Annotated in this window: 23 protein-coding genes; 6 read left to right on the forward strand and 17 right to left on the reverse strand. The window is 66.1% G+C overall.

Features of this window, described 5'->3' with window-relative positions; genetic code table 11:
• Positions 1 to 2: 2 nt before the first annotated feature.
• Positions 3 to 1,124 (forward strand): amino acid ABC transporter permease, encoded by a 1,122-nt coding sequence (locus J2X50_RS14380; protein WP_429095975.1) that lies wholly within the window; start codon positions 3 to 5, stop codon positions 1,122 to 1,124.
• Positions 1,121 to 1,864, forward strand: a complete 744-nt coding sequence (locus tag J2X50_RS14385; RefSeq protein WP_347968069.1) for an amino acid ABC transporter ATP-binding protein — start codon at positions 1,121 to 1,123, stop codon at positions 1,862 to 1,864. Before J2X50_RS14380 ends, J2X50_RS14385 begins: the two co-directional genes overlap by 4 nt.
• A 128-nt stretch (positions 1,865 to 1,992) precedes the next feature.
• Here J2X50_RS14385 and J2X50_RS14390 read toward each other — a convergent pair whose 3' ends face one another.
• Positions 1,993 to 2,244, reverse strand: a complete 252-nt coding sequence (locus J2X50_RS14390) for a heavy-metal-associated domain-containing protein (protein WP_429095976.1) — start codon at positions 2,242 to 2,244, stop codon at positions 1,993 to 1,995.
• Positions 2,245 to 2,344: 100 nt separating this feature from the next.
• A complete protein-coding gene (locus J2X50_RS14395) occupies positions 2,345 to 3,136 on the reverse strand; it encodes a DeoR/GlpR family DNA-binding transcription regulator (protein ID WP_429095978.1) in 792 nt (263 codons plus the stop codon).
• 299 nt (positions 3,137 to 3,435) lie between these two features.
• Here J2X50_RS14395 and J2X50_RS14400 point away from each other — a divergent pair, with 299 nt between their 5' ends.
• On the forward strand, positions 3,436 to 6,657 hold the full coding sequence (locus J2X50_RS14400; protein ID WP_429095980.1) for an autotransporter domain-containing protein: 3,222 nt from the start codon (positions 3,436 to 3,438) through the stop codon (positions 6,655 to 6,657).
• 188 nt (positions 6,658 to 6,845) lie between these two features.
• Entirely contained in the window at positions 6,846 to 8,225 is a 1,380-nt protein-coding gene (locus J2X50_RS14405; RefSeq protein WP_429095981.1) for a PLP-dependent aminotransferase family protein, read from the forward strand.
• Here the strand turns inward: J2X50_RS14405 and J2X50_RS14410 are convergent.
• From J2X50_RS14410 to J2X50_RS14425, 4 genes are read right to left on the reverse strand one after another with little or no spacing between them, the layout of a single operon-like run.
• The gene (locus J2X50_RS14410) at positions 8,192 to 9,133 is read right to left on the reverse strand and encodes a hypothetical protein (protein WP_429095982.1); all 942 of its coding nucleotides are present in this window, start codon (positions 9,131 to 9,133) and stop codon (positions 8,192 to 8,194) included. The genes J2X50_RS14405 and J2X50_RS14410 overlap by 34 nt on opposite strands.
• Before the next feature lie 16 nt (positions 9,134 to 9,149).
• Entirely contained in the window at positions 9,150 to 9,293 is a 144-nt protein-coding gene (locus J2X50_RS14415) for a DUF2474 domain-containing protein (protein WP_429095983.1), read from the reverse strand.
• Positions 9,293 to 10,300: a cytochrome d ubiquinol oxidase subunit II gene (gene cydB / locus J2X50_RS14420; RefSeq protein ID WP_429095984.1), complete on the reverse strand. Its 1,008-nt coding sequence runs from the start codon at positions 10,298 to 10,300 to the stop codon at positions 9,293 to 9,295. Before cydB ends, J2X50_RS14415 begins: the two co-directional genes overlap by 1 nt.
• Positions 10,301 to 10,304: 4 nt before the next feature.
• Positions 10,305 to 11,729: a cytochrome ubiquinol oxidase subunit I gene (locus J2X50_RS14425; protein WP_429095985.1), complete on the reverse strand. Its 1,425-nt coding sequence runs from the start codon at positions 11,727 to 11,729 to the stop codon at positions 10,305 to 10,307.
• A gap of 334 nt (positions 11,730 to 12,063) precedes the next feature.
• Between J2X50_RS14425 and J2X50_RS14430 the strand changes: the two genes are divergently transcribed.
• Complete coding sequence (locus J2X50_RS14430) at positions 12,064 to 12,516, forward strand: DUF983 domain-containing protein (protein WP_429095987.1); 453 nt, start codon at positions 12,064 to 12,066, stop codon at positions 12,514 to 12,516.
• Positions 12,517 to 12,548: 32 nt separating this feature from the next.
• On the opposite strand, the gene J2X50_RS14435 is transcribed toward J2X50_RS14430, so the two are convergent.
• The 8 genes from J2X50_RS14435 to J2X50_RS14470 all read right to left on the reverse strand — a co-directional run bounded on the left by J2X50_RS14435 (position 12,549) and on the right by J2X50_RS14470 (position 21,211).
• Positions 12,549 to 14,516 (reverse strand): 3-hydroxyacyl-CoA dehydrogenase NAD-binding domain-containing protein, encoded by a 1,968-nt coding sequence (locus J2X50_RS14435; RefSeq protein ID WP_429095988.1) that lies wholly within the window; start codon positions 14,514 to 14,516, stop codon positions 12,549 to 12,551.
• A gap of 3 nt (positions 14,517 to 14,519) precedes the next feature.
• Positions 14,520 to 14,915 carry a RidA family protein gene (locus J2X50_RS14440; RefSeq protein ID WP_340037220.1) on the reverse strand — a complete coding sequence of 132 codons (396 nt, stop codon included), beginning with the start codon at positions 14,913 to 14,915 and terminating at the stop codon, positions 14,520 to 14,522.
• Positions 14,908 to 15,324: an acyl-CoA thioesterase gene (locus J2X50_RS14445; RefSeq protein ID WP_429095990.1), complete on the reverse strand. Its 417-nt coding sequence runs from the start codon at positions 15,322 to 15,324 to the stop codon at positions 14,908 to 14,910. Before J2X50_RS14445 ends, J2X50_RS14440 begins: the two co-directional genes overlap by 8 nt.
• 10 nt (positions 15,325 to 15,334) lie before the next feature.
• Positions 15,335 to 16,528, reverse strand: a complete 1,194-nt coding sequence (locus J2X50_RS14450) for an acyl-CoA dehydrogenase family protein (RefSeq protein WP_429095991.1) — start codon at positions 16,526 to 16,528, stop codon at positions 15,335 to 15,337.
• Positions 16,529 to 16,531: 3 nt separating this feature from the next.
• Positions 16,532 to 17,380: an enoyl-CoA hydratase family protein gene (locus J2X50_RS14455; RefSeq protein ID WP_429095993.1), complete on the reverse strand. Its 849-nt coding sequence runs from the start codon at positions 17,378 to 17,380 to the stop codon at positions 16,532 to 16,534.
• Positions 17,377 to 18,153 (reverse strand): SDR family NAD(P)-dependent oxidoreductase, encoded by a 777-nt coding sequence (locus J2X50_RS14460; protein ID WP_429095994.1) that lies wholly within the window; start codon positions 18,151 to 18,153, stop codon positions 17,377 to 17,379. The genes J2X50_RS14455 and J2X50_RS14460 overlap by 4 nt, the downstream gene beginning before the upstream one ends.
• A 2-nt stretch (positions 18,154 to 18,155) precedes the next feature.
• Entirely contained in the window at positions 18,156 to 20,486 is a 2,331-nt protein-coding gene (locus tag J2X50_RS14465; RefSeq protein ID WP_429095995.1) for a bifunctional salicylyl-CoA 5-hydroxylase/oxidoreductase, read from the reverse strand.
• A gap of 176 nt (positions 20,487 to 20,662) precedes the next feature.
• Positions 20,663 to 21,211: a cysteine hydrolase family protein gene (locus J2X50_RS14470; RefSeq protein ID WP_429095996.1), complete on the reverse strand. Its 549-nt coding sequence runs from the start codon at positions 21,209 to 21,211 to the stop codon at positions 20,663 to 20,665.
• Positions 21,212 to 21,316: 105 nt separating this feature from the next.
• Here J2X50_RS14470 and J2X50_RS14475 point away from each other — a divergent pair, with 105 nt between their 5' ends.
• Complete coding sequence (locus J2X50_RS14475) at positions 21,317 to 22,291, forward strand: GlxA family transcriptional regulator (protein ID WP_429095997.1); 975 nt, start codon at positions 21,317 to 21,319, stop codon at positions 22,289 to 22,291.
• On the opposite strand, the gene J2X50_RS14480 is transcribed toward J2X50_RS14475, so the two are convergent.
• The 3 genes from J2X50_RS14480 to J2X50_RS14490 form a co-directional block, all read right to left on the reverse strand.
• Positions 22,288 to 22,827 (reverse strand): MarR family winged helix-turn-helix transcriptional regulator, encoded by a 540-nt coding sequence (locus J2X50_RS14480; RefSeq protein WP_429095998.1) that lies wholly within the window; start codon positions 22,825 to 22,827, stop codon positions 22,288 to 22,290. The two genes, J2X50_RS14475 and J2X50_RS14480, sit on opposite strands and share 4 nt — an antisense overlap.
• A gap of 80 nt (positions 22,828 to 22,907) precedes the next feature.
• A complete protein-coding gene (locus J2X50_RS14485; protein WP_429096000.1) occupies positions 22,908 to 23,876 on the reverse strand; it encodes a pyridoxal-phosphate dependent enzyme in 969 nt (322 codons plus the stop codon).
• The gene (locus tag J2X50_RS14490; protein WP_429096002.1) at positions 23,873 to 24,652 is read right to left on the reverse strand and encodes a GntR family transcriptional regulator; all 780 of its coding nucleotides are present in this window, start codon (positions 24,650 to 24,652) and stop codon (positions 23,873 to 23,875) included. The genes J2X50_RS14485 and J2X50_RS14490 overlap by 4 nt, the downstream gene beginning before the upstream one ends.
• Position 24,653: the final 1 nt, after the last annotated feature.

The raw sequence follows: 24,653 nt of genomic DNA on the forward strand, positions 1-24,653 counted from the left end.
CCATGGCCCATTCTTCCGTTTCCGGAACTTCGAGCCCGCTCGTGCCCACTACCGCCGTGCGCAGGTTGCTGGCCACCGTGGTCGCCAATCCCTTCGGCACGGCGGTCAGCCTCGGCCTGGCCTATCTCGCCTGGACGCTCGGCCTTCGGATCATCGACTGGGCATTCGTCAACGCCACCTGGGTGGCTACGGACCGCGCCGGCTGCAATCCCGACGGGGCCTGCTGGGCCTTCATCGTCAACCGCCTGCCGCAATTCGCCTTCGGCTTCTACCCCGAGGCCGAACGTTGGCGCGCATGGATGGTGCTGGTCACCCCGCCGCTGCTGCTGCTCCTGGCGATGGCACCGGACTTTCCGGGCCGGAGCAAGGTCCTGGTCGGCGGCTTCTGCGCCTACCCGGTCTTGGCCTTCGCGCTGCTCGCGGGCGGCGTGCTCGGTCTTGCGGCCGTCCCATCGGAGAAGTGGGGCGGCCTGCTGCTGACGATGGTGGTCGGCATCGGCGCCTTCGTGTTCTCCTTCCCCATCGCCATTTTGCTGGCGCTCGGCCGCGCCTCGAAGCTGCCGGCCATCCGGCTGATCGCCACCGGCTTCATCGAGTTCTGGCGCGGCATGCCGCTCATCGCCATCCTGTTCATGTCGGTGATCATGCTGCCGCTATTCCTGCCGCCGGGCGTTGAGTTCCCGCGCCTGACGCTCGCCATGACCGGCATCACGCTCTATTCGGCGGCCTATCTCGCCGAGGTTGCCCGCGGCGGCCTGCAAAGCGTCGGCCGAGGCCAGAGCGAGGCGGCCAATGCGCTCGGCTTCGGCTTCTGGGCGATGCAGGGCTACATCATCATGCCGCAGGCGCTGCGCGCGGTTCTGCCGGGCATTGTCAACTCGGCGATCTCGCTGCTCAAGGACACCACATATGTGATGGTGGTGGGCCTGTTCGACCTGCTCAACATCGTCACCGCTGCCCTGTCGGACCCCGCCTGGCTGGGGCTCGCAACCGAAGGCTACGTCTTCGTCGGACTGGTGTTCTGGAGCCTCTGTTTCGGCCTGTCCCAGGTAAGCGCCCGAATGGAGCGCGATTCCGAGCGGGCCCAATCGCGTGCGCCGAATGGCGGAAGGAAAGCACAATGACAGCCAACGCATCCATCGCCGTCCGCTCGCTGTCCAAATGGTACGGTTCCTGGCGGGCGCTTCGCGACGTGTCGCTGGACATCGACGGCGGCACCTGCACGGTGCTTTGCGGCCCGTCTGGTTCGGGCAAGTCGACCCTGCTCAGGTGCCTGAACGGTCTCGAGGAGTGGCAGGAGGGCGACGTCGCGATCGGCGGGGTCGCGGTCGGCTACAAGGCGCGGGAATTGCGCAGGTTGCGCCGCGACGTGGGCATGGTGTTCCAGAGCTTCAACCTGTTCCCGCACCTGTCGGTGCTGGACAACGTCACGCTCGCGCCGCGCATCGTTCGCCGCCGTAGCCGGCGGGAGACCGAAGAGCACGCGATGCAGTTGCTGGAGCGCGTCGGCGTTGCCCAGCACGCCGCCAAGCTACCGTCGGCGCTGTCCGGCGGCCAGCAGCAGCGCGTCGCGATCGCGCGTGCGCTGGCGATGCGACCGAACGTGTTGCTATTCGACGAGCCTACATCGGCGCTGGATCCGGAGTCGGTTAAGGAGGTGCTCGACGTCATGATCGACCTCGCGCGCTCCGGCACAACCATGGTGGTCGTGACCCACGAAATGGGCTTCGCCCGACGCGTCGCCGGCCGCGTCGTGTTCATGGACAAGGGAAGCATCATCGAGACGGGCGAGCCGGGCGAATTCTTCGATTGCCCCTGCACCGACCGGGCCAAGGCGTTCCTGGGCAACATCACCAGAAACTGACGGGCAGGGGAACAAGCGACGCAACCCATCGCGTCGGCCTGCTGCATGCGGGTCCAACGGATGGCAAAGGTGGATACCGTAGCCAGGAAAAAGGCTGCGCCGGCCCCAAAAAGACCGGCGCAGTTTAGTTAGTGAGCGAGGCGCTCGGGCTGGTAGCCGGCCGTCTGGATCGCCTTCTCGGCGAGCGCCGCATCGCCGGCCACCGTCACCTGCCTGCTCGCCAGGTCGATCGAGAACGCAGCACCGGGCAGCGTGTGCTCGATCGCCTTCTTGATCGTGCCGGCGCAGTGGCCGCAGGTCATGTCGTCGACCTTGAAGGTAACGCCCTTGACCGAAGCGTCGGCAGCGACGTCATCGTGATGCTGGTGACTAGAGCACATAGTGGACCTCCTGGTTGCCCTTAAACACGAGGCGGACCATGCGGCCTTCCCGCACGGGAAGGTCAAGGGCCTTTCTCTACCAGAACCCGGCTAAACGGGACTATGTGCGGACCTGCACGCTGCTCTCGTGCAGGCGCCCGAGCAGCGGCTCGGGTGGCAGCGTTTCGGTGACGAGCGTATGGATGTCGCGAAGCGACGCGAGCCGCACCAGCGCACGCCGGCCGAACTTGGAACTGTCGACGGCCAGGATCACCCGGCCCGCCTGCGCCATGGCCGCCGAAACGGCAGCGACCTCGGCGTGGTCGTCGTCGCCAATGTCGCCTTCGTGGTCGATGCCGCTGACCGAGATGATGGCGACGTCGAACTTGAAGCGCCGGATGTAATCGGCGGTCTCCTCGCGGAAGACGCCGCCGTCGACCTGGCGCACGAAGCCGCCGGGCACCGCAATGGCGAAGTCGGTGCTTTCGCTGAGCGTGGTCGCGACCCTGAGGCTGTAGGTGACGACGCGCAGGTCGCGCCGCTTGACCAGTGCGCGCGCCACCGCCTCGCAGGTGGTGCCGGTGTCGATGAAGACGGCCGAGCCGTCGGGAATGAGTTCGGCTGTAAGCAGCCCGATGCGTTCCTTGGCGGTGGCGTTGTCGACGCGCCTCTGGCGCAGCACCGACGGCTCGACGGGCGTCGAGATCGTCGCACCGCCGTGCAGGCGGCGTACCTTGCCCTGCTCCTCGAGGGCCATGATGTCACGCCGCGCCGTCTGCGTCGTCACCCCGTAAAGCGTAGTGATCTCCTCGATCGAAACGTAGTGGTTCTGCTCCAGATGGCTGAGCAGGTGCGCCTGCCGGCCCGACTTCCTGCTGTCCCTCGCCATGTCGAGCCTGCCCGCAGTCGCCATTGATTTCCTGTCCCTCTGACCCTGCTAGCAAATTCACGCGCCGGTTTCATCCCGTCCATGCGCGAGCGGCAAACCGCCCTGGGGAAAATGTTGTAAAAGTGACATCTAACGTCACTAATGTCCGATTCCGTACTTTTCGACGACAACAACATGTCATTCGCACGTCTGCCTTGGCAGTTTCGTGACAGTTGCTGTCGCATCGCACACAAAGGAGTTACGCGATGACGACCCCCAAAGGCTGCGCGGCAGGAGCCCCGCCCTCGATTAGCCGCCAACCGCGCAGTCGCTTGTGCAACGCCATGGCCGGCCTTCTGTGCGGCACCGCGCTTGCCATCTCGGCGACAGCAGCGCACGCGGCCGAAGATTCGCTGAGGATTCTCACGCTCAACACCTGGGTGGACAGGTTCAAGGCCAATCCGAGCGTGATGTCGGACTTCTTCATCAAGGGCAATTACGACATCCTGACCTTTCAGGAGCTTGGGGCCAACAGCACCTATGTCCGTGACATTCCCGGCATCCTGAGCGGAGCCGGGCTCGGCACCTATGGGACCCGACAGGACGGCGACGTCGGCCTGTTCTCGCGCCTGCCCGGTACAAATGGCGCCAACAGGCTGGGCGACGCCGCGAGCTATGTGCTGCTGGACGCCACGAAAAGCCGGCCGCAGAGCTATGTCGCCACGACCCACCTCAACTACTACGATCCGTCCACCAATCGCATCAACGAGGCCAAGGGTTTGAACCAGTGGGCGGCGTCCGCCTCGGCGCCGATCATCCTGACCGGCGACTTCAATGCCGGTGACGTGTCCGAGCGCGGCCTGCATTCGATCAGCCAGCAGCAGCTGCTGCTGAGGACCTACGTCAGGACCGCGAGCAACAGTTTCTATCTCAGCCTGCTGCGCCAGTACGCCAAGGACCAGGCTGCACTCGATGCCTATATCGCCCAGTGGAAGGGCAAGACTGCTGCCGAGATCGCCGCGGCGCCAATTCCGCCGGATCTGTTCGCCGACGAGACGTATCCCGTGGCTGGCAATCTGCCGCAGACCATGAACATCCTGAAGAAGCAGTACCAGTTGCTGCAGCTGCCGAGCGAACGCGAGCAGTTCTCGCCGCACGCGCTGAACGACGGCAGCGTGACCTGGCCCTCGCATGGCGAGGATGCCACCAACACCTGGGCCTCCTGGCACCGCGTCAAGATCGACCATTTCCTGGCCTCGCGGCCCTTCGGCAAGTGGTGGCAGATCAACGACGACGAGAACGATCCCTATCTCGGCGTCATCACCGACGTGAGCTACGTCACCTTGCCCGACGGGACCAGGAAGCCGCTCTCCGACCACGAACCGGTGGCGCACACAGTGCGCTGGGTCGGGCCGCAGCTCGAAACCTATGACGACAACGGGACGCAGAAGACGCGCGTCGTCTGGGGCAAGGATGCCTCGACCTTTGCCGAAAAAGGCAAGGAGTTCTTCCTCACCCGCAACAACATGCGCGACGACATCTATCTCGGCCAGATCTCCGACGAAAATGGCCTGCCGATCCTGGCCGGCCTCACCGACGCCGAGAAGAAGACCCTGCTCGACTGCAAGGGCACGGACCCGCGATTCCAGCAGGCGATCCGCGACTATTGCGTCGACGACCACAGCTTCATCGGCGAGCTCAAGGTGGCCGATGGCGGCACCGTCGTCGTCGAGGAGGATGCGGCCCTCGGCGGCGAACAGGCGAAGCTCCGGCTCGATGGCGCCAGCCTGCGCATCGTCGGCAAGGACATGACGAGCCTCAACCGCAACGTCATGCTCGAAGCGGGCGGCGGCTCGCTCGACATTGCCGATGCGGGCAATGTCGTCGGCATCGGCAAGGAGATCTCCGGCACCGGCAGTCTCACCAAGATCGGCCTCGGCGGCCTCGTGCTCGACGGCACCCACAGCTACACCGGCGAGACGACCGTCAATGCCGGCACTCTGGCCGTGAACGGCTCGATCGCCTCGTCGAAGCTGACGACGATCGGCTCGGGCGCAGTACTCGGCGGGTCCGGCACGCTCGGCAACACGGTCGTCGCCTCCGGTGGCATACTGAAGCCGGGCAACTCGATCGGCACCATCAACGTCGCCGGCGACATCACCTTCGAGGCGGGCTCACGCTTCGAGGTGGAAGCCAACGACAAGGGCGAGAGCGACAAGGTCGCGGCAACCGGCAAGGCCATGCTCGCAGGCGGTTCGGTGCTGACGCTGGCGAGCGGCAACAACTATGTGCCGCAGACCAGCTACAGGATCGTCACCGCAGACGGCGGCGTGAACGGCACCTTCGCGGATGTGAGCTCCAGCCTCGCCTTCCTCGACCCGACGCTCGCCTATGGCACCAACGACGTGACGCTGACGCTCAGCCGCAACGACATCAGCTTCGCCGACGTCGGAGCGACGCCGAACCAGGCGGCCACGGCTGCGGCGCTCGAAGGCCTGGGCTTCGGCAATGCGGCCTACGCAGCGGTGGTCAATCTCGACGAGGCCGGTGCGCAGCAAGCCTTCGAGCAAATGTCGGGCGAGGTGCATTCCTCGGCCAAGGGCATGATGATCCAGGACGGCAACATCATGCTGGATGTTGCGGCAAGCCGCATCGGCCAAGCCTTCGGCGAGGCGAGTGCGGCAAGCATGCCGGTCATGGCCTATGGCGACGACGGCCTCGAGCTTGCGCCGGCCGACACCGACCGCTTCGCACTGTGGACCCGCGCCTTCGGCTCATGGAGCGACAGCAATGCGGATGCCAGCAATCTCGGCTTCGACCGCAGCACCGGCGGCCTCCTGGTCGGCGGCGATGCGCTGGTGGGCAATGCCTGGCGCATCGGCGTGATCGGCGGCTACAGCCGTTCGTCCTTCGAGACGTCCAATGGCGGCTCCAGCGGCGACAGCGACAACTATCATGTCGGCATCCATGCCGGCACGAGAGCCGGACCTTTCGGCCTGACGGTCGGGGCGGGCTATGTCTGGCACCGTTTCGACACGTCTCGTGCGGTCGACTTTGCCGGCTTCAGCGACGCGCTGTCGGCCAAATATGACGGCGGCACCGCCCAGGTCTTCGGCGAAGCCAGCTATAAGCTGGATGCCGGACGCTTCACCGTCGAGGGCTTCTCGAACCTAACTTATGTGAACCTGCGCACCGACGCCTTCACTGAAGCGGGAGGCGCTGCCGCGCTGTCCAGCGAGGCGACGAGCAGCGACTTAACCTTCACCACGCTCGGCGTGCGCGGCTCGACCGATCTTGCACTGGGCTCTGCCAGCGCCACTATCCACGGAACGCTTGGGTGGCGGCACGCCTTCGGCGACGTCGCGCCGACCTCGTCCTTCGCCTTCGACGGCAGTGGCGGGTTCGACATCACCGGCGCGCCGATCGCAAGGGATGCTGCGGTCCTGGGCGCCGGCATCGACTTCGACATCGCCTCGAAGACTACGCTCGGCATCAGCTATACCGGGCAGCTCGCCTCGGGCGTGTCCGACCACGGTATCGACGCCAAGCTCGCCGTGAGCTTCTAGGTGTCAAAAAGCATCCGCGGCCAGGGGCCACGGCCGCGGATGCTCCCTTCTCGATCCAAATTGCTGGCATTCCGGGATTTGGTCTCGCAAAGCCGTATGGCGCTGCCCAACCGGCCATTGTGGGCTTGAATTTGCCGCAATGAGCATACATTATCCATATATATGGAAAACTGTATCGCGATAGGCTCATGACCTGGTCACCCTCGATCTCCAAGGCATCGGGACCGCTCTACCTCACCATTGCCGATGCGCTGGCGGTCGACATCGCGTCCGGGCGCCTGCCGGCCGGGACGCGCCTGCCACCGCAAAGAACCCTGGCCGAACAGCTCGGCATCGACTTCACCACCGTGAGCCGTGCCTACACCGAAGCGCGCCGGCGTGGCCTGATCGAAGGCCGGGTCGGGCAGGGGACCTATGTCCGTTCCCGGCGGCCTGCCGGTACGGTGTCGACCCCGAGCGGCCTGGTCGACATGAGCATGAACCTGCCGCCCCGGTTCGACGAGTTCGACCTGGCTACCCGAATGTGGGACGAGATCAGCGACCTCAGGGGCGACAACGGGCTGGAACTCCTGATGCGCTACCAGGAGGCCGGAGGCACCTCGCGCGACCGGGCGGCCGGTGCCACCTGGCTGGCGCCGCGCCTCGGCGAGATCGCCACCGGCCGACTGCTCGTCTGCCCTGGCGCGCAGGGCGCGCTGCTCGCCCTGCTCGGCGCGCTGGCCGGACCGGGCGAGACGATCTGCGCCGAAGCCCTGACCTATCCCGGCCTGCTTGCCGCCGCCGAGCATCTGCGCATCCGCGTCAGCGCGGTCGCGATGGACTCGGCCGGAATCATCCCCGAAGCCTTCGCCGAGATCTGCCGCAAGGCGCCGCCCAAGGCGCTCTACAGCAATCCCACGCTTCACAACCCGACGACGGCGACGCTGCCGCTGGAACGCCGGGAAGCGATCGTCGCGATCGCCCGCAAACACAATGTGCCGATCATCGAGGACGACGCCTACGGCGCCTTGCCGGCCAAGCCCGTGGCGCCGTTCGCCGCGCTTGCGCCCGACATCGTCTATCACGTGGCGGGTCTCGCCAAGTGCGTGGCTCCATCGCTGAGAGTTGCCTATCTGGTCACCCCGGAGACGCGCCGCACAGCACAGCTGACGGCAGCCGTCCGCGCCACATCGGGCATGGCGTCGCCGCTCACCGCTGCGATCGCGACCCGCTGGATCGAGACCGGTATCGCGCAGGCGGTGCTCGCCGCGATCCGCACCGACGCGCGGCAGCGGCAGGCGATGGTGGCCGACCTCCTCCCGGCCGATCTGGTCCAGGCCGACCCCGAAGGGTTCCACGCCTGGTTGCGACTGCCCGGTCACTGGAACCGCGGCGAATTCGCCGCGCGCCTGCGCTCGGCCGGCGTCGGCGTGGTCACCAGCGATGCCTTTTCGCGTGCCGATCAGGTTCCCGAGGCTGTCCGACTCGGGCTCGGCGCCGCCCCCGACCACGCTGCGCTGGAGGCCAGCCTTCAGGCCATCGCCAGCCTCATCAATCAGCGGTCGGCATTGTCGGCGATGGTGGTCTGAGACGCCGGCGCGAAGGGGCCGGCAAAGGGCTCCAGGCGCTTCAGCCCGAGCAGGTCGTTGAGTGGAGCCTCGTCGCTGACGCGCCGGAACATGCCGGGCGACATCCACTTTGCAAATCCGTCGACATTGGGAGCGCCGCGCCCCGAGCGCAGGTCGTCGATCCATAGCGTGCGCGTCTCGAGCGAGATGCGCGTCAGGCCCGTCGAATTGGGGACGCCGGCATGAGCATGCGCGCTCGAGAACGCGATCAGTTCGCCGGGGGCGATGACCACCGGCGTGGCATCGGCAACATCGAGCTGTTCGGTCAGATGCGGGATCGCCGCATCGGCATCGTTGGCGTTGCGTCCGCCTGCCCTGGATCGATCGAGAACGGCGGCCAGGTCGAAGTCGGCGCTGCTGTTGGCCACGGGTTGATCCCACAGCGACGGATAGATGGCGAAGGTGCGACCTTCGGTGATGTCGTAGATGGGCGCCCACCAATTGGTCTGGGCGTAGAGGTTCGAGCCCCAGGTGTCGCGGTGGAAGGCGATGGTTGCGGTGGTGCGGGCGCGCGGAACGAGGGTGCCCGGGTCCTGGTGCGGCTGGAAGCGCAGATAGAGGCTGTCGCGTGCCAGACCCTCCGCGTCGAGCCCTATCGCCTCGAACACGGCACGCCACAGGCGCCGGACCTCCGGCAGGCCCGCGAAATCGCGCTGCCGCTGCGCAAAGCTCTCGGTCTGCTCTTGGTGGCTGAGGTGGCGGTGGATCTCGACCGGCTTGAAGGGGGCAAATGCATCCTCCAGGAACCCGCGCGTGAATTCGACCAGTTCCTGCACGGATCGAAGCGCGGCGAAACGGAGCACCTCGCCGACATAGACCCGGTCATGGAAATCGCGCGGCGCAAGCGCCGGCTGGACGTTCGTGTACATGAGGCCTTCCCTGGTATCAGACGGTCAGTCCCGCGAGGTTCATCAGCAGGCGGAACGCGAGCGCCACCGCGCCGAGGGCGAGCACGCTCGCGGTCCAGATGAGGGCCAGCCAGCCGACCCGTTTCGGCCAGGAGGCCGGCGCCTGAGACGAAACCGCCATCAGTGATATCCCTCTCCGGCCTTCACCTTGCCGCGGAAGACGTAATAGGACCACGCCGTGTAGCCAAGGATGAAGGGAATGATCAAAAGCGCCCCGACGAGCGTGAAGCCCATGCTCTGGACGGGGGCTGCCGCCTCGCGGATGGTGATGTCCGGCGGGATGATGTTGGGCCACAGGCTGATGCCGAGCCCGCTGTAGCCGAGGAACAGCAGGAACAGCGTCAGCATGAAAGGCCCGGCATGCGGCGCGCCCTGCAGGCTGCGCAGGATCAGCCAGCCGCTGACCAGGACCAGGACCGGGACCGGCGAGAAGAAGACGATGTTCGGGAAGCTGAACCAGCGCCCGGCGATGTCCGGATGGGCGAACGGCGTCCACAGGCTGACGATGCCGATGACGCCGAGCAGGGTCAGCGTAACCGGGCGCGCGAGGGCGACCATACGCTGGTAGAGCGCGCCTTCCGTCTTGATGATGAGCCAAGTGCTGCCGAGCAGCGCATAGGCGACGATGAGGCCGGCCCCGGTGAACAGGCTGAATGGGGTGATCCAGTCCAGCGCACCGCCCGCATAGGCACCATTGACGACCGGGAAGCCGTCGAGAAATGCGCCCAGCGACACCCCCTGGAAGAAGGTGGCGACGTAGGATCCGCCCGCGAAGGCGCGATCCCAGAACGGCTTGTGGTGCTCGTCTGCCTTGAAGCGGAACTCGAAGGCGACGCCGCGCCAGATCAGGCCGAGCAGCATGAGCACGAGTGGCAGGTAGAGCGCGCTGAGCACGACCGCGTAGGCCAGCGGAAAGGCCGCCATCAGCGCCGCACCGCCCAGCACCAGCCAGGTCTCGTTGCCGTCCCACACCGGGGCCACGGTGTTGACCATGACGTCGCGGTCCTCGCGATCGCGCACGAAGGGGAACAGGATGCCGATGCCAAGATCGAAACCGTCCATCACGACATACATCATGAGGCCGAAGGCGATGATGACGGCCCAGACTACGGGAAGATCGATGCCCATCGTGTCAGCCTCTCTTGTCCTGATGCGCGGCCGCGAACATGTCCATCTGATCCGGCGCCGCCGACAGCGGCCGGGCCGGGCGGCCGGTATCGTCCGGCGACTCCTGCTCGTGGTCCTCCGGACCCTTGCCGACCAGCTTCAGCATGTAGCGGACGCCGGTCCCGAAGACGATGAAGTAGACCACGATGAAGACGATCAGCGTGACGCTCATCGACAGGGCGGACTGATTCGAGACCGCGTCGGCGGTGCGCATGACGCCGTAGACGATCCAGGGCTGGCGGCCGATCTCGGTCGTGTACCAGCCGGCAAGGATGGCGATCAGCCCCGCCGGTCCCATCCAGATGGCGAAGCGCAGGAAGAACCTAGCCTCGTACATGCGGCTGCGCCAGCGCAGCCACGCGCCCCAGACGCCGAGCAAAAGCATCAGCATGCCGAGGCCGACCATGACGCGGAAGCTCCAGAAGACGACGGTCGAATTCGGCCGGTCCTCCGGAGCGAACTCTTTCAGGCCGGGGAACTGGCCGTCCCACTTCCGGGTGAGGATGAGACTGCCGAGATTGGGGACCTCCAGGGCAAACCGGGTGGTCTCGTTCTTCATGTCGGGCCAGCCGAACAGGATCAGCGGCACGCCCTCGCCGGGCTTGTTTTCCCAATGTCCCTCGATCGCGGCGATCTTGGCCGGCTGGTACTTGAGCGTGTTCAGCCCATGGAGGTCGCCGATGAATATCTGCACCGGCGCTGTGAAGAGCAGCATCCACATGGCCATGGACAGCATGGTGCGCACGCGGCTGTTGTCGTTGCCGCGCAACAGGTGCCAGGCGCCCGAGGCGCCGACGAAAAGCGCAGTTGCCAGGAACGCCGCCACCGTCATGTGCGCCAAGCGGTAGGGGAAGGAGGGATTGAAGATCACCTCGAACCAGTTCACCGGCACGACGACATTGTTGACGATCTCGAAGCCCTGGGGGGTCTGCATCCAACTGTTGGAGGCGAGGATCCAGGTGGCCGAGATCAGCGTGCCGATGGCCACCATGACGGTCGAGAAGAAGTGCAGGCCCGGACCGACCTTATTCCAGCCGAACAGCATGACGCCCAGGAAGCCGGCCTCGAGGAAGAAGGCCGTCAGCACTTCATAAGCGAGCAGCGGCCCGGTGATGCTGCCGGCGAAGGCCGAGTAATAACTCCAGTTGGTGCCGAACTGGTAGGCCATCACCAGCCCGGAGACGACGCCCATGGCAAAGTTGACGGCGAATATCTTGGACCAGAAATGGTAGAGGTCGCGATAGACGGTATCGCGCTTCCAGAGCCACAGCCCTTCCAGCACCGCAAGGTAACTCGCGAGTCCGATGGTGATGGCCGGAAAGATGATGTGGAAGGAAATGGTGAAGCCGAACTGAATGCGAGCCAGTTCCAGCGCTGTCAGGCCAAACATCTAGGACCTCTCTGCAAGCACAACACGATGCTCGCCACGGTTGGACGGCGCCGAAAGAGCCGCAGCCTTCCAGCGAATAGTATGCATCCTCCCACAATTGCGCCATCCTGATCGCGACGGCACAAAAAGTCGACGCGGACATATTGACCCATGGAGGCGCCGGCATACCGGCGCATCCATACAATCCACTCAGTTGATCAATATTGAATGGAGTGTATGCTAATTATATGCATATTGCTTCTTGCGCGCAAGTGCGTTGCGCCCTATGTATGCAGCAGGCAGAAGCCCGTCCGGGCAACGGCAACAATTCGAGATCCCTGCACAGGAGGCGAGGATGTCAAAATCGCAATTTTCCGCGGAGGGCTTCACGCCCACCGACAATCCGATGAAGACCGGCATCAGGGGCCTTTGCCCCCGCTGCCAGATGGGGCACCTGTTCTCGGGATTCCTGAAGCTTGCGCCGCGATGCGAAGTCTGCGGCCTCGACTATTCCTTCGCCGATCCCGCCGATGGACCGGCCTTCTTCGCCATGACCATCGCCGCAGTGCCCGCGCTAGGCTTCGGCGTCTGGTTCCAGATGACCTTCGGCCTGCCGCTGTGGGTGCACGTGTTCACCACCTTGCCGCTGACCATACTGAGCTGCATGGCGCTGTTGCGGCCGCTGAAGGGCTGGCTGGTCTGCTCGCAGTATTTCCACAAGGCCGAGGAAGGGTCGATCGACTTCGACTGGCACGCCAAGGCCAGCCAGCGGCAGCAGCCGGGCGGAGACGCGGCACCGCGCACCTGATCTCAAGACGGGAGGAAGCGCGTACGAAGTGGTTACGCGTTGCCTTCCGCGGCAAACATCGGCCCACCCTTGTGGGCCGGAAAGCCGTAGCCGTTGATCATCACCAGGTCGATGTCGCTCGACCGCGCGGCGATGCTCTCGGCGAGCAAGGTCTTGCCTTCCTCGGCCATGGCGTGCAGCAGGCGGCGGACGATCTCTTCAGGCGTGAAGCCGCGGGGGACAATTGCCTTTGCCGTCCGCGCCTCCGCAATCAGCCCCGTCACCTCGGGGTCGACGGCTTTTTCGCCCGACGAATAGTCGTACCAGCCTTTGCCCGTCTTGCGGCCGAAGCGGCCAGCCTCGCACAGCCGGTCAGCAATCTCGACATAACGCGCGCTGGGATTGCGCGTCGCTGCCTGGCGTTTGCGTCGCGCCCAGGCGATCTCAAGCCCGGCCATGTCGTAGACGGTGAAGATGCCCATCGGGAAGCCGTAGGCCTCGAGCGCTGCGTCGACTTCCGCGGGTGCGGCGCCGTCCTCGACCATGAACTCCGCCTCGCGGCGGTAGGCCGAGAAGATGCGGTTGCCGATGAAGCCCTCTGTCACGCCGCAGACAACAGGCAGCTTGCCGAGCTTCCTGGCGAAGGCAAGCGCGGTTGCCAGCACGTCGGGTGACGTTGCCTTGCAGTCGACGACCTCGACCAGCCGCATGATGTTGGCCGGCGAGAAGAAGTGCAGGCCGACGACGCGGTCGGGATGCGCGGTCGCAGCCGCAATCTCGTCGGGGTTCAGATAGCTGGTGTTGGTGGCGAGGATCGCATCTGGACGGATAATGCCGTCGAGCCGCTGGAACAGCTCGGTCTTGACCGCGAGATCGTCGAACACGGCCTCGATGACCAGATCGGCCGATGCCAGCCGATCGGCGTCCGAAGTGACGTCGAGCCGGGCCAGGCAGTCGTTGCTGGCTGCGTCGGCGAGGCGGCCCGACTGCACCGCCTTGTCGAGGATACTCGAGATGCGCTCGCGCCCCTTGGCAGCGGCTTCCTCGGTCTGCTCGACGCCGACGACACGGTAGCCAGCTGTCAACGCCGCCACCGCGATGCCGGCGCCCATCAGGCCGGTGCCGACGATGCCGATCGTTTCCAACTTGCGCGGGGCGACGCTGTCGAGCTTGTCGACCTTTCCGGCCTGTCGCTCGGCGAAAAAGACGTGGCGAAGGGCTGCGGCCTCGCGGGAATCGCGTAGCCGGATGAAGGTGGAGCGCTCATCGGCGAGGCCATCCGCGAGCCTAGCCTCGGATGCTTTCATAACAAGGCGCACCGCCTCGGCAGGTGCCGCCTGACCGCGCGCCTTGGCCAGCACCTTCTTCGCGGCAGCCTCGACCGCCGCGGCATCGGCCACAGCGATCTGGATGCCGCCTGTGCGCCGCAACGGTGCGGAGGCCATGTCGTTTGCCAGCGCGATGGCGGTTACCAGGTGGTCGGCGGCGATGCCGTCGACGAGGCCGAGCTTGAGGGCCTCTTCCGGCCGGACCGTGCGGCCGCTGCCGATCAGGTCGATGGCTGCAACGAGGCCGACCAGGCGCGGCAGGCGCTGGGTGCCGCCGGCGCCGGGCACGATGCCGAGCTTGACCTCGGGCAAGCCGAAGCTCGCGGCCTCGCCGGCGATGCGGCCATGGCAGGCGAGTGCGATCTCGCAGCCGCCGCCGAGAGCAGCGCCGTTGACGGCTGCAACCACCGGCTTGCTGGAAGTCTCGATGCGCCGCATGACCTCGGGCAGCGTCGGCTCGACCGGCGGCTTGCCGAATTCCTTGATGTCTGCGCCGCCGACGAAGGTGCGGCCGGCGCCGGTGATGACGACGCCCGCCACCGTGCCGACCGCCGTCGCGTGGTCCAGCGCCTTCACAAGCCCCTGCCGGACATGTGCCGAGGTCGCATTGACGGGCGCATTGTCGATGGTGACGACGAGCACGCCCTCACGGATACTGCCCGAAACGCTCTCGGAAAATCGCGTCGCGCTCATCGCTTATTCCGGAACGACGGCGGTGGCCTGGATCTCGATCTTGGCGCGGTCCTCGACCAGCGCCACCACCTGCATGGCGGCCATGGCCGGGAAGTGGCGGCCGATCACGTCGCGATAGGCCTGGCCGAGGCCGCGCAGGTTTTCGGTGTATTCCTTCTTGTCGGTGAAGTACCAGGTCATGGTGGTGATGTGGTGCGGCTCGGCGCCGCCGGCCTTCAGCACGGCGACGACGTTCTCCAGCGTCTGGCGTACCTGGCCGACGAAGTCGTCGGTCTCGAACTGGCATTGCGCGTTCCAGCCGATCTGGCCACCGACGAAGATGGTGCGCCCGGTCGCGGCGACGCCGTTGGCATAGCCGATCGGCTTGGCCCAGCCTTCGGGTTGCAGGATCTCATGCATCTGATGTCTCCAGGCGGCTTTCGAGCGCGGCGCGGAGGTCGTCCGGCCAGGCGAGAGATTTGTGGGTGTCGAGCGAGGTGGCGACCACGCTGTGGCGGGCGCTCCAGAGCAGCGTGCCGGCGGCCGAGACCTTGTGCTCGAGGTCGAGCGACGAGCGGCCGACGCGCCGGACGAACAGCTCGAAGCCGAGTATGTCGCCGTGGAAGCCGGGATGGACGAAGGTGAGGTCGAGCCGCACCGTCGGCGTTCCGATGCGGCGTTCGCCGACGAGCTCTTTCCACGGCGCGCCGACCGTGCCGAAAAACTCATCGAGAACACCGACGAGGATGTTCAGGTAGGACGGGAAATAGGCGATGCCCGAGGGGTCGCAGTCCCCGAAACGCAGCGGCCGTGAGGTGCGGAAGGGCACGGCAGCGCTCCTATTTCGCGGACTTCATCAGCTCGCGGCCGATGATCAGCTTCTGCACTTCAGTTGCGCCCTCATAGATGCGCAGCGCGCGGATCTCGCGATAGAGCCGCTCGGTGATCTCGCCGACGCGCACGCCGCGGCCACCGAACATCTGCAGCGCCTGGTCGATGACCCATTGCGCATTCTCCGTCGCCGTCATCTTGGCCATGGCGGCCTCGCGGGTGATCGGCAGCTTTTGCACGTCGCGGCGCCAGGCGGTGCGCACGGTCAGCAGTGAGGCCGCGTCGATGGCCGTCGCCATCTCGCCGAGCGTGCTCTGCGCCGTCGGCAGGTCGGCCAGCGTCGCCCCGAACATCTTGCGCGACTTGGCGTGGGCAACCGCCTCGTCGAGCGCGCGGCGGGCAAAGCCCAGCGCTGCCGCTGCCACCGAGGGGCGGAAGATGTCGAGGGTGCGCATGGCTATTTTAAAACCTTCGCCGGGCTCGCCCAGCAGCTGGGACGCCGGGATGCGGCAACGGTCGAAACGGATACGCGCCAGAGGATGCGGCGCAATCGTCTCGATGCGCTCGGCAATCGAGAAGCCGGGCGTGTCGGCATAGACGACGAAGGCCGAGATGCCACGTGTGCCCGGCGCTTCGCCGGTGCGGGCAAAGACGGTGTAGACGTCGGCAATGCCGCCGTTGGAGATGAAGATCTTCTCGCCGTCGAGCACGTAAGAGTCGCCGTCGCGGCGGGCGGCGGTCGCCATCGCGGCGACGTCGGACCCGGCCTCCGGTTCGGTCAGCGCGAAGCCAGAGATCAGCTGACCTCGGGCGATCCTAGGAAGGATCGCCTGCTTCAGCGCGTCCGAGCCCGACAGGCTGATCGCGCCGGTGCCGAGGCCCTGCATGGCGAAGGCGAAGTCGGCGAGGCCGTCGGCATAGGCCAGCGTTTCGCGGATCAGGCACAGCGAACGGCTGTCGATGGTCTCCGACACGCCGCCGTAAGCCGCCGGCACGCAGTTGCGCAGGAAGCCGGCGGCACCCAGTGCCTTGACCAGCTTCTTGCAGGCGGCATCAGTGTCGGCATGGTCGATCTCGCCCAGCCCGCCCTTGGCGATGAAGCCGTCGAGTTCGGCGGCCAGCGCGCGGTGGCTGTCGGCGAAGAACGGCCAGTCGAGGTGGTCGCGGGCCGGCGCGCTGGCCGGCATCAGGTGCGCGGCCATGGCTCAGTTCCCCTTGAATTCGGGCTTGGCCTTGGCGGCAAATGCTTCGAAGGCGCGGCGGAAATCGCCGGTCGCCATGCAGATCGCCTGTGCCTGGGCTTCCGATTCGATCAGCTGGTCGATGCCCATCGCCCATTCCTGGTCGAGCATCTTCTTGGTCATGGCATGCGCGAACCACGGGCCGTCGGCGAGATTGCGAGCGAATTTCTGCGCCTCGGCGAGCAGTGCGCCGCGCTCGTGCAGCGCATTGTAGAAGCCCCAGGCATGGCCCTCGGCCGAAGTCATGACACGGCCGGTGAACAGCAGTTCGGCGGCGCGGCCCTGGCCGATGATGCGCGGAAGGATGCCGCAGGCGCCCATGTCGGCGCCGGCGAGGCCGACGCGGGTGAACAGGAACGCGGTCTTCGCCTCCGGCGTCGCGACACGATAGTCGGAGGACATCGCGATGATCGCGCCGGCGCCGGCGCAGATGCCATCAACGGCCGAGATGATCGGCTGCGGGCAGGCACGCATCTGGCGCACCAGGTCGCCGGTGAGGCGGGTGAAGTCGAGCAGGTCGGGCATCGGCATGCGGGTCAGCGGCTCGATGATCTCGAACACGTCGCCGCCCGAGCAGAAGTTGTTCTCGGCGCCGGTGATGACGACGACGCGCACGTCGCTGGCCCGGTGCAGGGCGCGGAACAGGTTGCCCAATTCCTCGTAGCTTTCGAAGGTCAGCGGGTTCTTCTTCTCGGGGCGGTTCAGCGTGATGGTCGCGACCTTGCCCTCGGCATCGGTCTCGAACCTGAAGTGCTTCGCCTGATGGCCCTGGAAGGGACGCTTCTTGTCCTGCATCGGGTTTGTCATCGTCATCCTCCCAGAACTTCGCCGCCGGCGACGGGGATCGCCTGGCCTGTGATTGCGGTGGCCTTTTCCGAGGCGAGCCAGAGCACGGCGTGTGCCACTTCCTCAGGCGTTACCAGCCGCCCTTGCGGGTTGGCGCGGGCGAGCGTGGCACGGGCCTCTTCCGCCGAACGGCCCGTCTTGCCGGTGATGGTTTCGACAGCATTGTCGAGCAGCGGCGTGTCGGTGAAGCCGGGGCAGACGGCGTTGACGGTGACGTCGGTACGGGCAAGTTCCAGCGCCAGTGCGCGGGTCATGCCGACCACGCCGTGCTTGGAGGCGCAGTAGGCGGAGACGTAAGCATAGCCGGTCAGGCCGGCGGTGCTCGCCACATTGACGATGCGGCCCCTGCCGGCGCGCCTGACCGATGCGAGCGCTGCCTGGGTGACCAGAAACGTGCCGGTCAGGTTGATGCCGATCACCCGGTTCCACAGGGCGAGGTCGGTCTTGTCGAAGGGCGCGGACGGCGCTTCGCCGGCGCAGTTGACGAGCACGGCGATGTCGCCGAACCGCTCGACCGCCTTGGCGACGCCGGTATCGACCGACGCCGGATCGGTGACGTCGAAGCCGTCGAGAACTGCCGCTTCTCCGCCTGCCTTGGCGATCTCGTCGCATACGGCTTCGAGCGGGCCAGAGCGGCGGCCGCACAGGCTGACGCGATGGCCATCGGCGGCCAGCGCCAGCGCAATGGCCTTGCCGATGCCACTGCCGGCGCCGGTGACGAGGGCGTGACGCTTGGCCATGCTCACGCTTTGCCCGCGGGGGCGGCGGCTTGCTGGGCGCGCTGCAGGTTGGTCACATATTGCTGGCGGCCCGAGCGGTACTGCTTCGGCCATTCCTGCTCGTCGTAGCCGATCTTCGCCGCCTCGTGCAGCACGAAGGCCGGGTCGGCGAGATGCGGGCGGGCAACCGCGCAGAGGTCGGCGCGGCCGGCGGCGATGATCGAGTTGGCGTGGTCGGCCTCCGAGATCGCGCCGACGGCGATGGTCGGCACCTGGATCTCGTTGCGGATCTTGTCGGAGAACGGCGTCTGGAACAGGCGGCCATAGACCGGCTGCTCTTCCTTCACCACCTGGCCCGACGAGCAGTCGATCATGTCGGCGCCAGCGTCCTTGAACATCTGGGCGAAGATCGCCGCGTCCTCGGGCGTGTTGCCGCCCTCGTACCAGTCGTGCGTCGACAGGCGCACCGAGATCGGCTTGTCCTCGGGCCATACGGCGCGGATGGCGCTGAATACCTCGAGCGGATAACGCGCCCGGTTCTCATGGCTGCCGCCATATTCGTCGTCGCGCAAATTGGTCAGCGGCGACAGGAAGGACGACAAGAGATAGCCGTGCGCGGCGTGCAGTTCGAGGATGTCGAAGCCGAGGTCTCGGGCGCGCTCCGTGGCGCTGACGAAATCCGCCAGCACGCGATCCATGTCCGCGCGAGTCATTTCGCGCGGCATGTCGGAGTGCCTGAGATAGGGTAGGGCGGAGGCCGAGATCAGCGGCCAGCCGCCTTGTTCGACCGGCTGGTCGATTCCCTCCCAGGGCACCCTGGTCGCGCCCTTGCGGCCGGCATGGCCGATCTGGATGCCGATCTTGGCCGGCGTCTGCTGGTGGACGAAGTCGACCATGCGCTTGAAGGCCTGTGCCTGCTCGTCGTTCCACAAGCCGAGGCAGCCGGGCGTGATCCGCGCGTCGGGCGACACGCAGGTCATTTCGGGGAAGACGAGCGCTGCGCCGCCCATGGCGCGGGCGCCAATATGCACGAGATGGAAGTCGTCGGGCAGGCCGTCGGTCGCCGAATACATCGCCATCGGCGACATCACGATGCGGTTCTTCAGCGTCAGGCCGCGGATGGTGAAAGGCGTGAACATCGGCGGCGGCACCGAGCCGTTGGGCGCCGGGTTGACGCCGGCGCGCTCGGCGAACCAGCGCTCGTAGCTTTCCAGCCAATCCTTGTCGCGCAGGCGCAAATTCTCGTGGCTGATGCGCTGCGAGCGCGTCAACATCGAATACATGAACTGCTCGGGCTCCAGCGTGTCGGCGTAACGCTTGCCCACCACCTCGAACCATTCCATGGCGTTGCGCGCCGCGTTCTGGATGCGGGCGACGTCAACGCGACGGATTTCTTCATAGGCTTCGAGTACGGCCGGAATGCTGGCCTTGTCGTGGCCGATGAGGTCGAATTGTCGGGTCAGCTCGATGGCGTCGTCGATGGCGAGCTTGGTGCCCGAGCCGATGGCGAAATGGGCGGTGTGGGCGCTGTCGCCCATGAGCACAACATGGCTGTTGCCGTTGAAGTGGCTCCACTTGTCGCAGATCAGGCGGCCGAAATTCAGCCAGGCCGAACCGCGCAAATGGCGCGCATTGGTCATCAGCTTGTGGCCGTCCAGCGTCTCGGCAAACAGCTTCTCGCAAAACGCGATGGACTGGTCCTGGTCCATCTCGTCGATGCCGTGCGCCTTGAACACGTCGTCAGTCGTCTCGACGATGAAGGTCGAGGTGTTGTCGTCGAAACGGTAGATATGGGCCTGGAACCAGCCGTGCTCGGTGCGCTGGAAATCGAAGGTGAAGGCGTCGAAACGCTTGTCGGTGCCGAGCCAGATGTAGCGGTTGGGCCGCATCACCATGTCAGGCTTGAAGATGTCGGCATATTTGTGCCGGATGCGCGAATTGACGCCGTCAGACGAGATGATGAGATCGGCGTCGGGGAAATCCTGATCGCCCTGCGCGTCGGTCTCGAACACCAGCTCGACGCCGAGCTCGATGCAGCGTTCCTGCAGGATGTTGAGCATCTTCTTGCGGCCGATGCCGACGAAGCCGTGGCCGGTGGTCCGGATCTTGCGACCCTTGAACACCAGCTCGATGTCGTCCCAGTGGTTGAAGGCGTCCTCGATGGTTTCGGCAGTGGCCGGGTCCCACTGGCGCATCGACTGCATGGTGGCGTCGGAGAAGACCACGCCCCAGCCGAATGTGTCAAAGGGACGGTTGCGCTCGACGACGGTGATGTGATGGCCGGGGTGCTGCTTCTTCATCAGCAGGGCGAAGTAGAGACCGGCCGGTCCGCCACCGATACAGACAATGCGCATGCCGTCCTCCTCCTGAAGCCGTGCGATCAGGAGGACATGCGTGCCCGACCCTGACCATGCGGGCACCATGGACGGTTTCCAAAAAAACTTCAAGCTTAAAGTTATTTTTGGGGACCGGACGCAAAGCGCACGCCCCGGTCGGCGTCGGCGCGACCGGGGCGGAGAGGGAGCGCGCACTATCGCGACAGGTAGGTCGCCGTATCCACCAGTTCGCCATAACCGAAGGCGATCGCCGCCATGACGGCGTCGTGGACCTGGGCTGCGGGCACGGTCTTGCCATTGAATTCGAGGTCGCGGGTGGCGCAGGCGTCGTGGACAACTGTCGTCTTGTAGCCGAAGTCGGTGGCGGCGCGGGTGGCGCCTTCGACGCACATGTGGCTCATCGCGCCGACGATCACCACCTGGTCGATGCCGCCGGCGTCGAGCGTCGCCTTGAGGTCGGTCTCGCGGAACGAATTGACGTAGTTCTTGGTGATGACTTTTTCGCCGTCGGCCGGGGCGACAGCGGCGTTGATCTCGATGCCTGATGTGCCCGGCGCGAAAATCGGCGCGTCGGCTGCCTTGGAGAGGTGGCGGACATGGATGACTGTGTCGCCCTTGGCGCGCGCCGCCTCGATGACGCGCGCGGCGTTGGCAGTCGCCTGCTCGATGCCGACGAGCGGCATGCGCCCCCCGGGGAAATACTCGTTCTGGATGTCGATGGCGATCACCGCGCGCTTGCTCATGTCCCCGATGCCTTTGCTGTTGGGAAGGATGTTGCACGGAAGATGCAATGGACTATGGTGCCGGCCCATTGGCGATATCGACATAACAAGGGGTGATTTCGACAAATGGGAGAAGCCGGCGTCATCGAGATCGGGCTGGTGTTCTACCCCGGCGCGCAGATGTCGGCGGTGCTCGGCATGACCGACCTGTTCGAGCTCGCCAACCGCACCGCCGGGCGCAAGAGCCGCGGCGCGCCACCCTCCACCTTGCGCGTCAGCCACTGGCGCACGGACGAGCCAGGACAGGCCCCGACGCGGGTGTTCGACACCCATCCCGATGCACCGGGTGTTCCCGAGATCTATGTCGTGCCGCCGGCGCTCGGCGATCCGATCTCGCCCGAGCATGCCGCGCCCGTGGCGGGCTGGCTGCGCCAGCGCCATGGGGCAGGCGCGGTCCTTGCCTCGGTCTGCGCCGGCGCCTTCGTGCTTGGCGAGACAGGGCTCCTGGCCGGGCGGGCGGTGACGACCAACTGGGTCTATGACGAGGCGTTCCGCACGCGCTTTCCGGAAGCCAGGCTCGACACCGACCGGCTGCTCATCGACGACGGCGACATCATCACCGCCGGCAGCCTGATGGCCTGGACCGATCTCGGGCTGAAGCTCGTCGACCGCTTCCTCGGGCCGACGGTCATGATCGAGACCGCCCGCATCCTGGCGCTCGATCCGCCCGGCCGCGAGCAGCGCTACTACAGCGCCTTCGCACCACGGCTCAGCCATGGCGACGCGGCCATCCTCAAGGTCCAGCACTGGCTGCAGGCGGGCGAGGGCAAGGACTTGAACCTCGCCACGCTGGCCGCATTGGCCGGTCTGGAAGAGCGCACCTTCCTGCGCCACTTCCAGAAGGCGACGGGGCTGACGACCACCGAATACGGCCAGCGCCTGCGCGTCGGCAAGGCACGCGAGCTTCTGCAGTTCACCACCCAGTCGGTGGACAAGGTGGCGTGGGAGGTCGGCTATGGCGACCCCGGCGCCTTCCGCAAGGTCTTTGCCCGCATCGTCGGGCTGACGCCGAGCGATTATCGCGCCCGGTTCCGCGCCTAGCTGCCCTTGGCCAGCGACGCGACGATCGAGCGCTTCAGCTTGCCGAGTTCATCGAGCAGGATGCCGCCGTCCTTGGCCGACAAGGTGCCGAACAGGTCGCCGATCCAGTCGGCATGGGCCGCAGCCATCTTCTCGAATTCGGCGCGGCCGAAGGGCGTCAGCGCGATGATCTGCACGCGGCGGTCTGTGGGCGAGGTGGTGCGGCTGATGTGGCCGCTCTCGGCCAGGCGCTCGACCAGCACGGTGATGTTGCCGGGCGACACCATCATGCGCTTGGACACCTCGCCCAGAACCATGCCGTCGGGCGCGCGTTCGAGCTGCGCCATCAGGTCGAAGCGGGGCAGGGTGGAATCGAACTCCTCGCGCAGCCGTCGGCGTATCTCGGTCTCGACCAGCGTCGAACAGGTCAGCAGGCGCAGCCACAGGCGAAGCTCGGTGCCGTGATCGGCCGGCGCTTCCAGCACCTTGGTCTCGCCGTCCACCCAGCCTTCGGCATTTGCCGCAGCCTCGTGCTCATCCATCTTGTGCCCGGTCATTCCTCACCTCACGAACCGCAAGGTCCGGTTCGACCCGGCTGTTGTAGTGCCGTTTCGCAGGTTATTACAAGCTTGAAGGTTCAAGGCGTGGGAATGTTTCCGGCAAGGACCGCGGCATAGGCTTCGGCGTCGATGTTGCCGCCCGAGATGACGCAGACGACGTTGCCCGTGGCGTGTTCGCTCTTCAGCGCCGCAGCCAGCGAAGCAGCAGCCGCGCCCTCGGCGACGACCTTGGCCTTGGCGAACAGCAGCCGCATCGCCTCGGTCACCTGTTCGAGGCTGACCATCACCGCGCCGTCGATCAGCTCGCGCGTCACGGGCCACAGCAGCGGCACCAACGACGGCCCGCCGATGCTCTTGACGAACGAGGGCCGCGTCTCGATGTCAACGATCTTGCCGGCGGCGAGGGCAGCGGTCACGGGTGCCGCGTTCCCGTCCTCCACGGCCAGAACCTTTACCCGCGGCCGCAGTGCCTTCAAGGCGCTCGCGACGCCGGTGGTCATGCTGCCGCCGCCATAGGGGGTGAGCACGACATCGACCTCGGGCAGGTCCTCGATGATCTCCACGCCGATGGAGCCATTGCCGGCCAGAACCGCCTGGTCGGTCACCGGATTGATCAGCAGTTCCGGGAAATCGGGCTTCTCGGCACCGATGATGTACTGCCACCACGTTTCCATGGAGATGAAGCGCACCTCGCCGCCGAGGCGGCGCACGCCCTCGATCTTGGTCTGCGGCGCACCGGAATACATGTAGGCGGCCATCGGCACGCCGAGAGCGTGGGCGGCCCAGGCCATGCCGTAGGCCATGTTGCCCGAGCTTGTCGTGGCGACGCCCCTGGCGAGCGCTACCCTGTCGCGAGAGAGCAGCGCGTTCAGCGCCGGCCTGAGCTTGAAAGCGCCAATGGGCGACAGCGTCTCGAGCTTCAGGAATATCTGGCGATCCGGCAGGCCGAGGTCGAGGCGCACGAGCGGCGTGCGCGGAATGTAGGGCGCGAGCCTGTTCCGCCCGGCTTCGATTTCCTGCAGCGACGGACGGCGGGGCGACGTCATTCGGCCGCCTGCCGCTTCCTCAGGCTACCGGGACGCGAAGAATGCTTGCCGCCGCTGTAGTCCTCGGTGTGGATGTAGACGTGCAGCGTGTAGCCGATATGCGCGATCATCAGCGCCTTGGCCCGCTCGACATCGCGGTCGAGCGCCGCTTCCATGAGTTCGGTGTGGTGCTCGATCGCCATGGCTTCGCGCAGCGCGGCCATTGCCTCCTCGTATCCCTCCTTCTGACCGGCGGCAGCGCGCAGCGTCGGGGCCAGGCCGAGGAAGCGGTGATGACGGCGCAATTGATCGGAAATCGTCGAACGGAAGCGCAGCAGCCAGCTCGAGGTCGCAGCGCTCAGCAGGGCGGTATGGAAGGCTTCGTGCTTTTCATCCCACTCGTCGACCGCCTCGTCGGCAGGGTCCTCGACTGCCGTCTTGCAACGCGTCAGGCGATAGTGGGCGGTCACTACCGCCGCTTCCCACTCGCTGCCGCCCTTGTCCATGGATTCGAGCAGCAGCGGCAACTCCACCACCATCCGGGCGCGGGCAAGGTCTTCGAGTTCTTCGCGGGAGACGGGGGCGACGGTGAAGCCGCGGTTGCTGATGGCGGTCACCAGACGCTCGGCCTCCAGCCGCGACAGCGCCTCGCGCAGCGGGGTCCAGCCGACCCCGTAGGTGTCCCGCAGCGCGCTGAGCTTCAGCGGGGCGCCGGGCATGAGGCGCGTCGTCAGGATTTCACGGCGCAGCAGGCGGTAGGCCGTTTCCGTCTTCGAGGAGTGCTCGTCATCCTGCATC

The sequence above is a fragment of the Aminobacter sp. BE322 genome (assembly GCF_050433525.1).
In the GTDB taxonomy this organism is placed as follows: domain Bacteria; phylum Pseudomonadota; class Alphaproteobacteria; order Rhizobiales; family Rhizobiaceae; genus Aminobacter.

Coding starts and splice junctions, on each gene's coding strand:
- J2X50_RS14380 (WP_429095975.1), top strand. CDS start 3: ATGGCCCATTCTTCCGTTTCCGGAACTTCGAGCCCGCTCGTGCCCACT.
- J2X50_RS14385 (WP_347968069.1), top strand. CDS start 1,121: ATGACAGCCAACGCATCCATCGCCGTCCGCTCGCTGTCCAAATGGTAC.
- J2X50_RS14390 (WP_429095976.1), bottom strand. CDS start 2,244: ATGTGCTCTAGTCACCAGCATCACGATGACGTCGCTGCCGACGCTTCG.
- J2X50_RS14395 (WP_429095978.1), bottom strand. CDS start 3,136: ATGGCGACTGCGGGCAGGCTCGACATGGCGAGGGACAGCAGGAAGTCG.
- J2X50_RS14400 (WP_429095980.1), top strand. CDS start 3,436: ATGGCCGGCCTTCTGTGCGGCACCGCGCTTGCCATCTCGGCGACAGCA.
- J2X50_RS14405 (WP_429095981.1), top strand. CDS start 6,846: ATGACCTGGTCACCCTCGATCTCCAAGGCATCGGGACCGCTCTACCTC.
- J2X50_RS14410 (WP_429095982.1), bottom strand. CDS start 9,133: ATGTACACGAACGTCCAGCCGGCGCTTGCGCCGCGCGATTTCCATGAC.
- J2X50_RS14415 (WP_429095983.1), bottom strand. CDS start 9,293: ATGGCGGTTTCGTCTCAGGCGCCGGCCTCCTGGCCGAAACGGGTCGGC.
- cydB (WP_429095984.1), bottom strand. CDS start 10,300: ATGGGCATCGATCTTCCCGTAGTCTGGGCCGTCATCATCGCCTTCGGC.
- J2X50_RS14425 (WP_429095985.1), bottom strand. CDS start 11,729: ATGTTTGGCCTGACAGCGCTGGAACTGGCTCGCATTCAGTTCGGCTTC.
- J2X50_RS14430 (WP_429095987.1), top strand. CDS start 12,064: ATGTCAAAATCGCAATTTTCCGCGGAGGGCTTCACGCCCACCGACAAT.
- J2X50_RS14435 (WP_429095988.1), bottom strand. CDS start 14,516: ATGAGCGCGACGCGATTTTCCGAGAGCGTTTCGGGCAGTATCCGTGAG.
- J2X50_RS14440 (WP_340037220.1), bottom strand. CDS start 14,915: ATGCATGAGATCCTGCAACCCGAAGGCTGGGCCAAGCCGATCGGCTAT.
- J2X50_RS14450 (WP_429095991.1), bottom strand. CDS start 16,528: ATGGCCGCGCACCTGATGCCGGCCAGCGCGCCGGCCCGCGACCACCTC.
- J2X50_RS14455 (WP_429095993.1), bottom strand. CDS start 17,380: ATGACGATGACAAACCCGATGCAGGACAAGAAGCGTCCCTTCCAGGGC.
- J2X50_RS14460 (WP_429095994.1), bottom strand. CDS start 18,153: ATGGCCAAGCGTCACGCCCTCGTCACCGGCGCCGGCAGTGGCATCGGC.
- J2X50_RS14465 (WP_429095995.1), bottom strand. CDS start 20,486: ATGCGCATTGTCTGTATCGGTGGCGGACCGGCCGGTCTCTACTTCGCC.
- J2X50_RS14470 (WP_429095996.1), bottom strand. CDS start 21,211: ATGAGCAAGCGCGCGGTGATCGCCATCGACATCCAGAACGAGTATTTC.
- J2X50_RS14475 (WP_429095997.1), top strand. CDS start 21,317: ATGGGAGAAGCCGGCGTCATCGAGATCGGGCTGGTGTTCTACCCCGGC.
- J2X50_RS14480 (WP_429095998.1), bottom strand. CDS start 22,827: ATGACCGGGCACAAGATGGATGAGCACGAGGCTGCGGCAAATGCCGAA.
- J2X50_RS14485 (WP_429096000.1), bottom strand. CDS start 23,876: ATGACGTCGCCCCGCCGTCCGTCGCTGCAGGAAATCGAAGCCGGGCGG.
- J2X50_RS14490 (WP_429096002.1), bottom strand. CDS start 24,652: ATGCAGGATGACGAGCACTCCTCGAAGACGGAAACGGCCTACCGCCTG.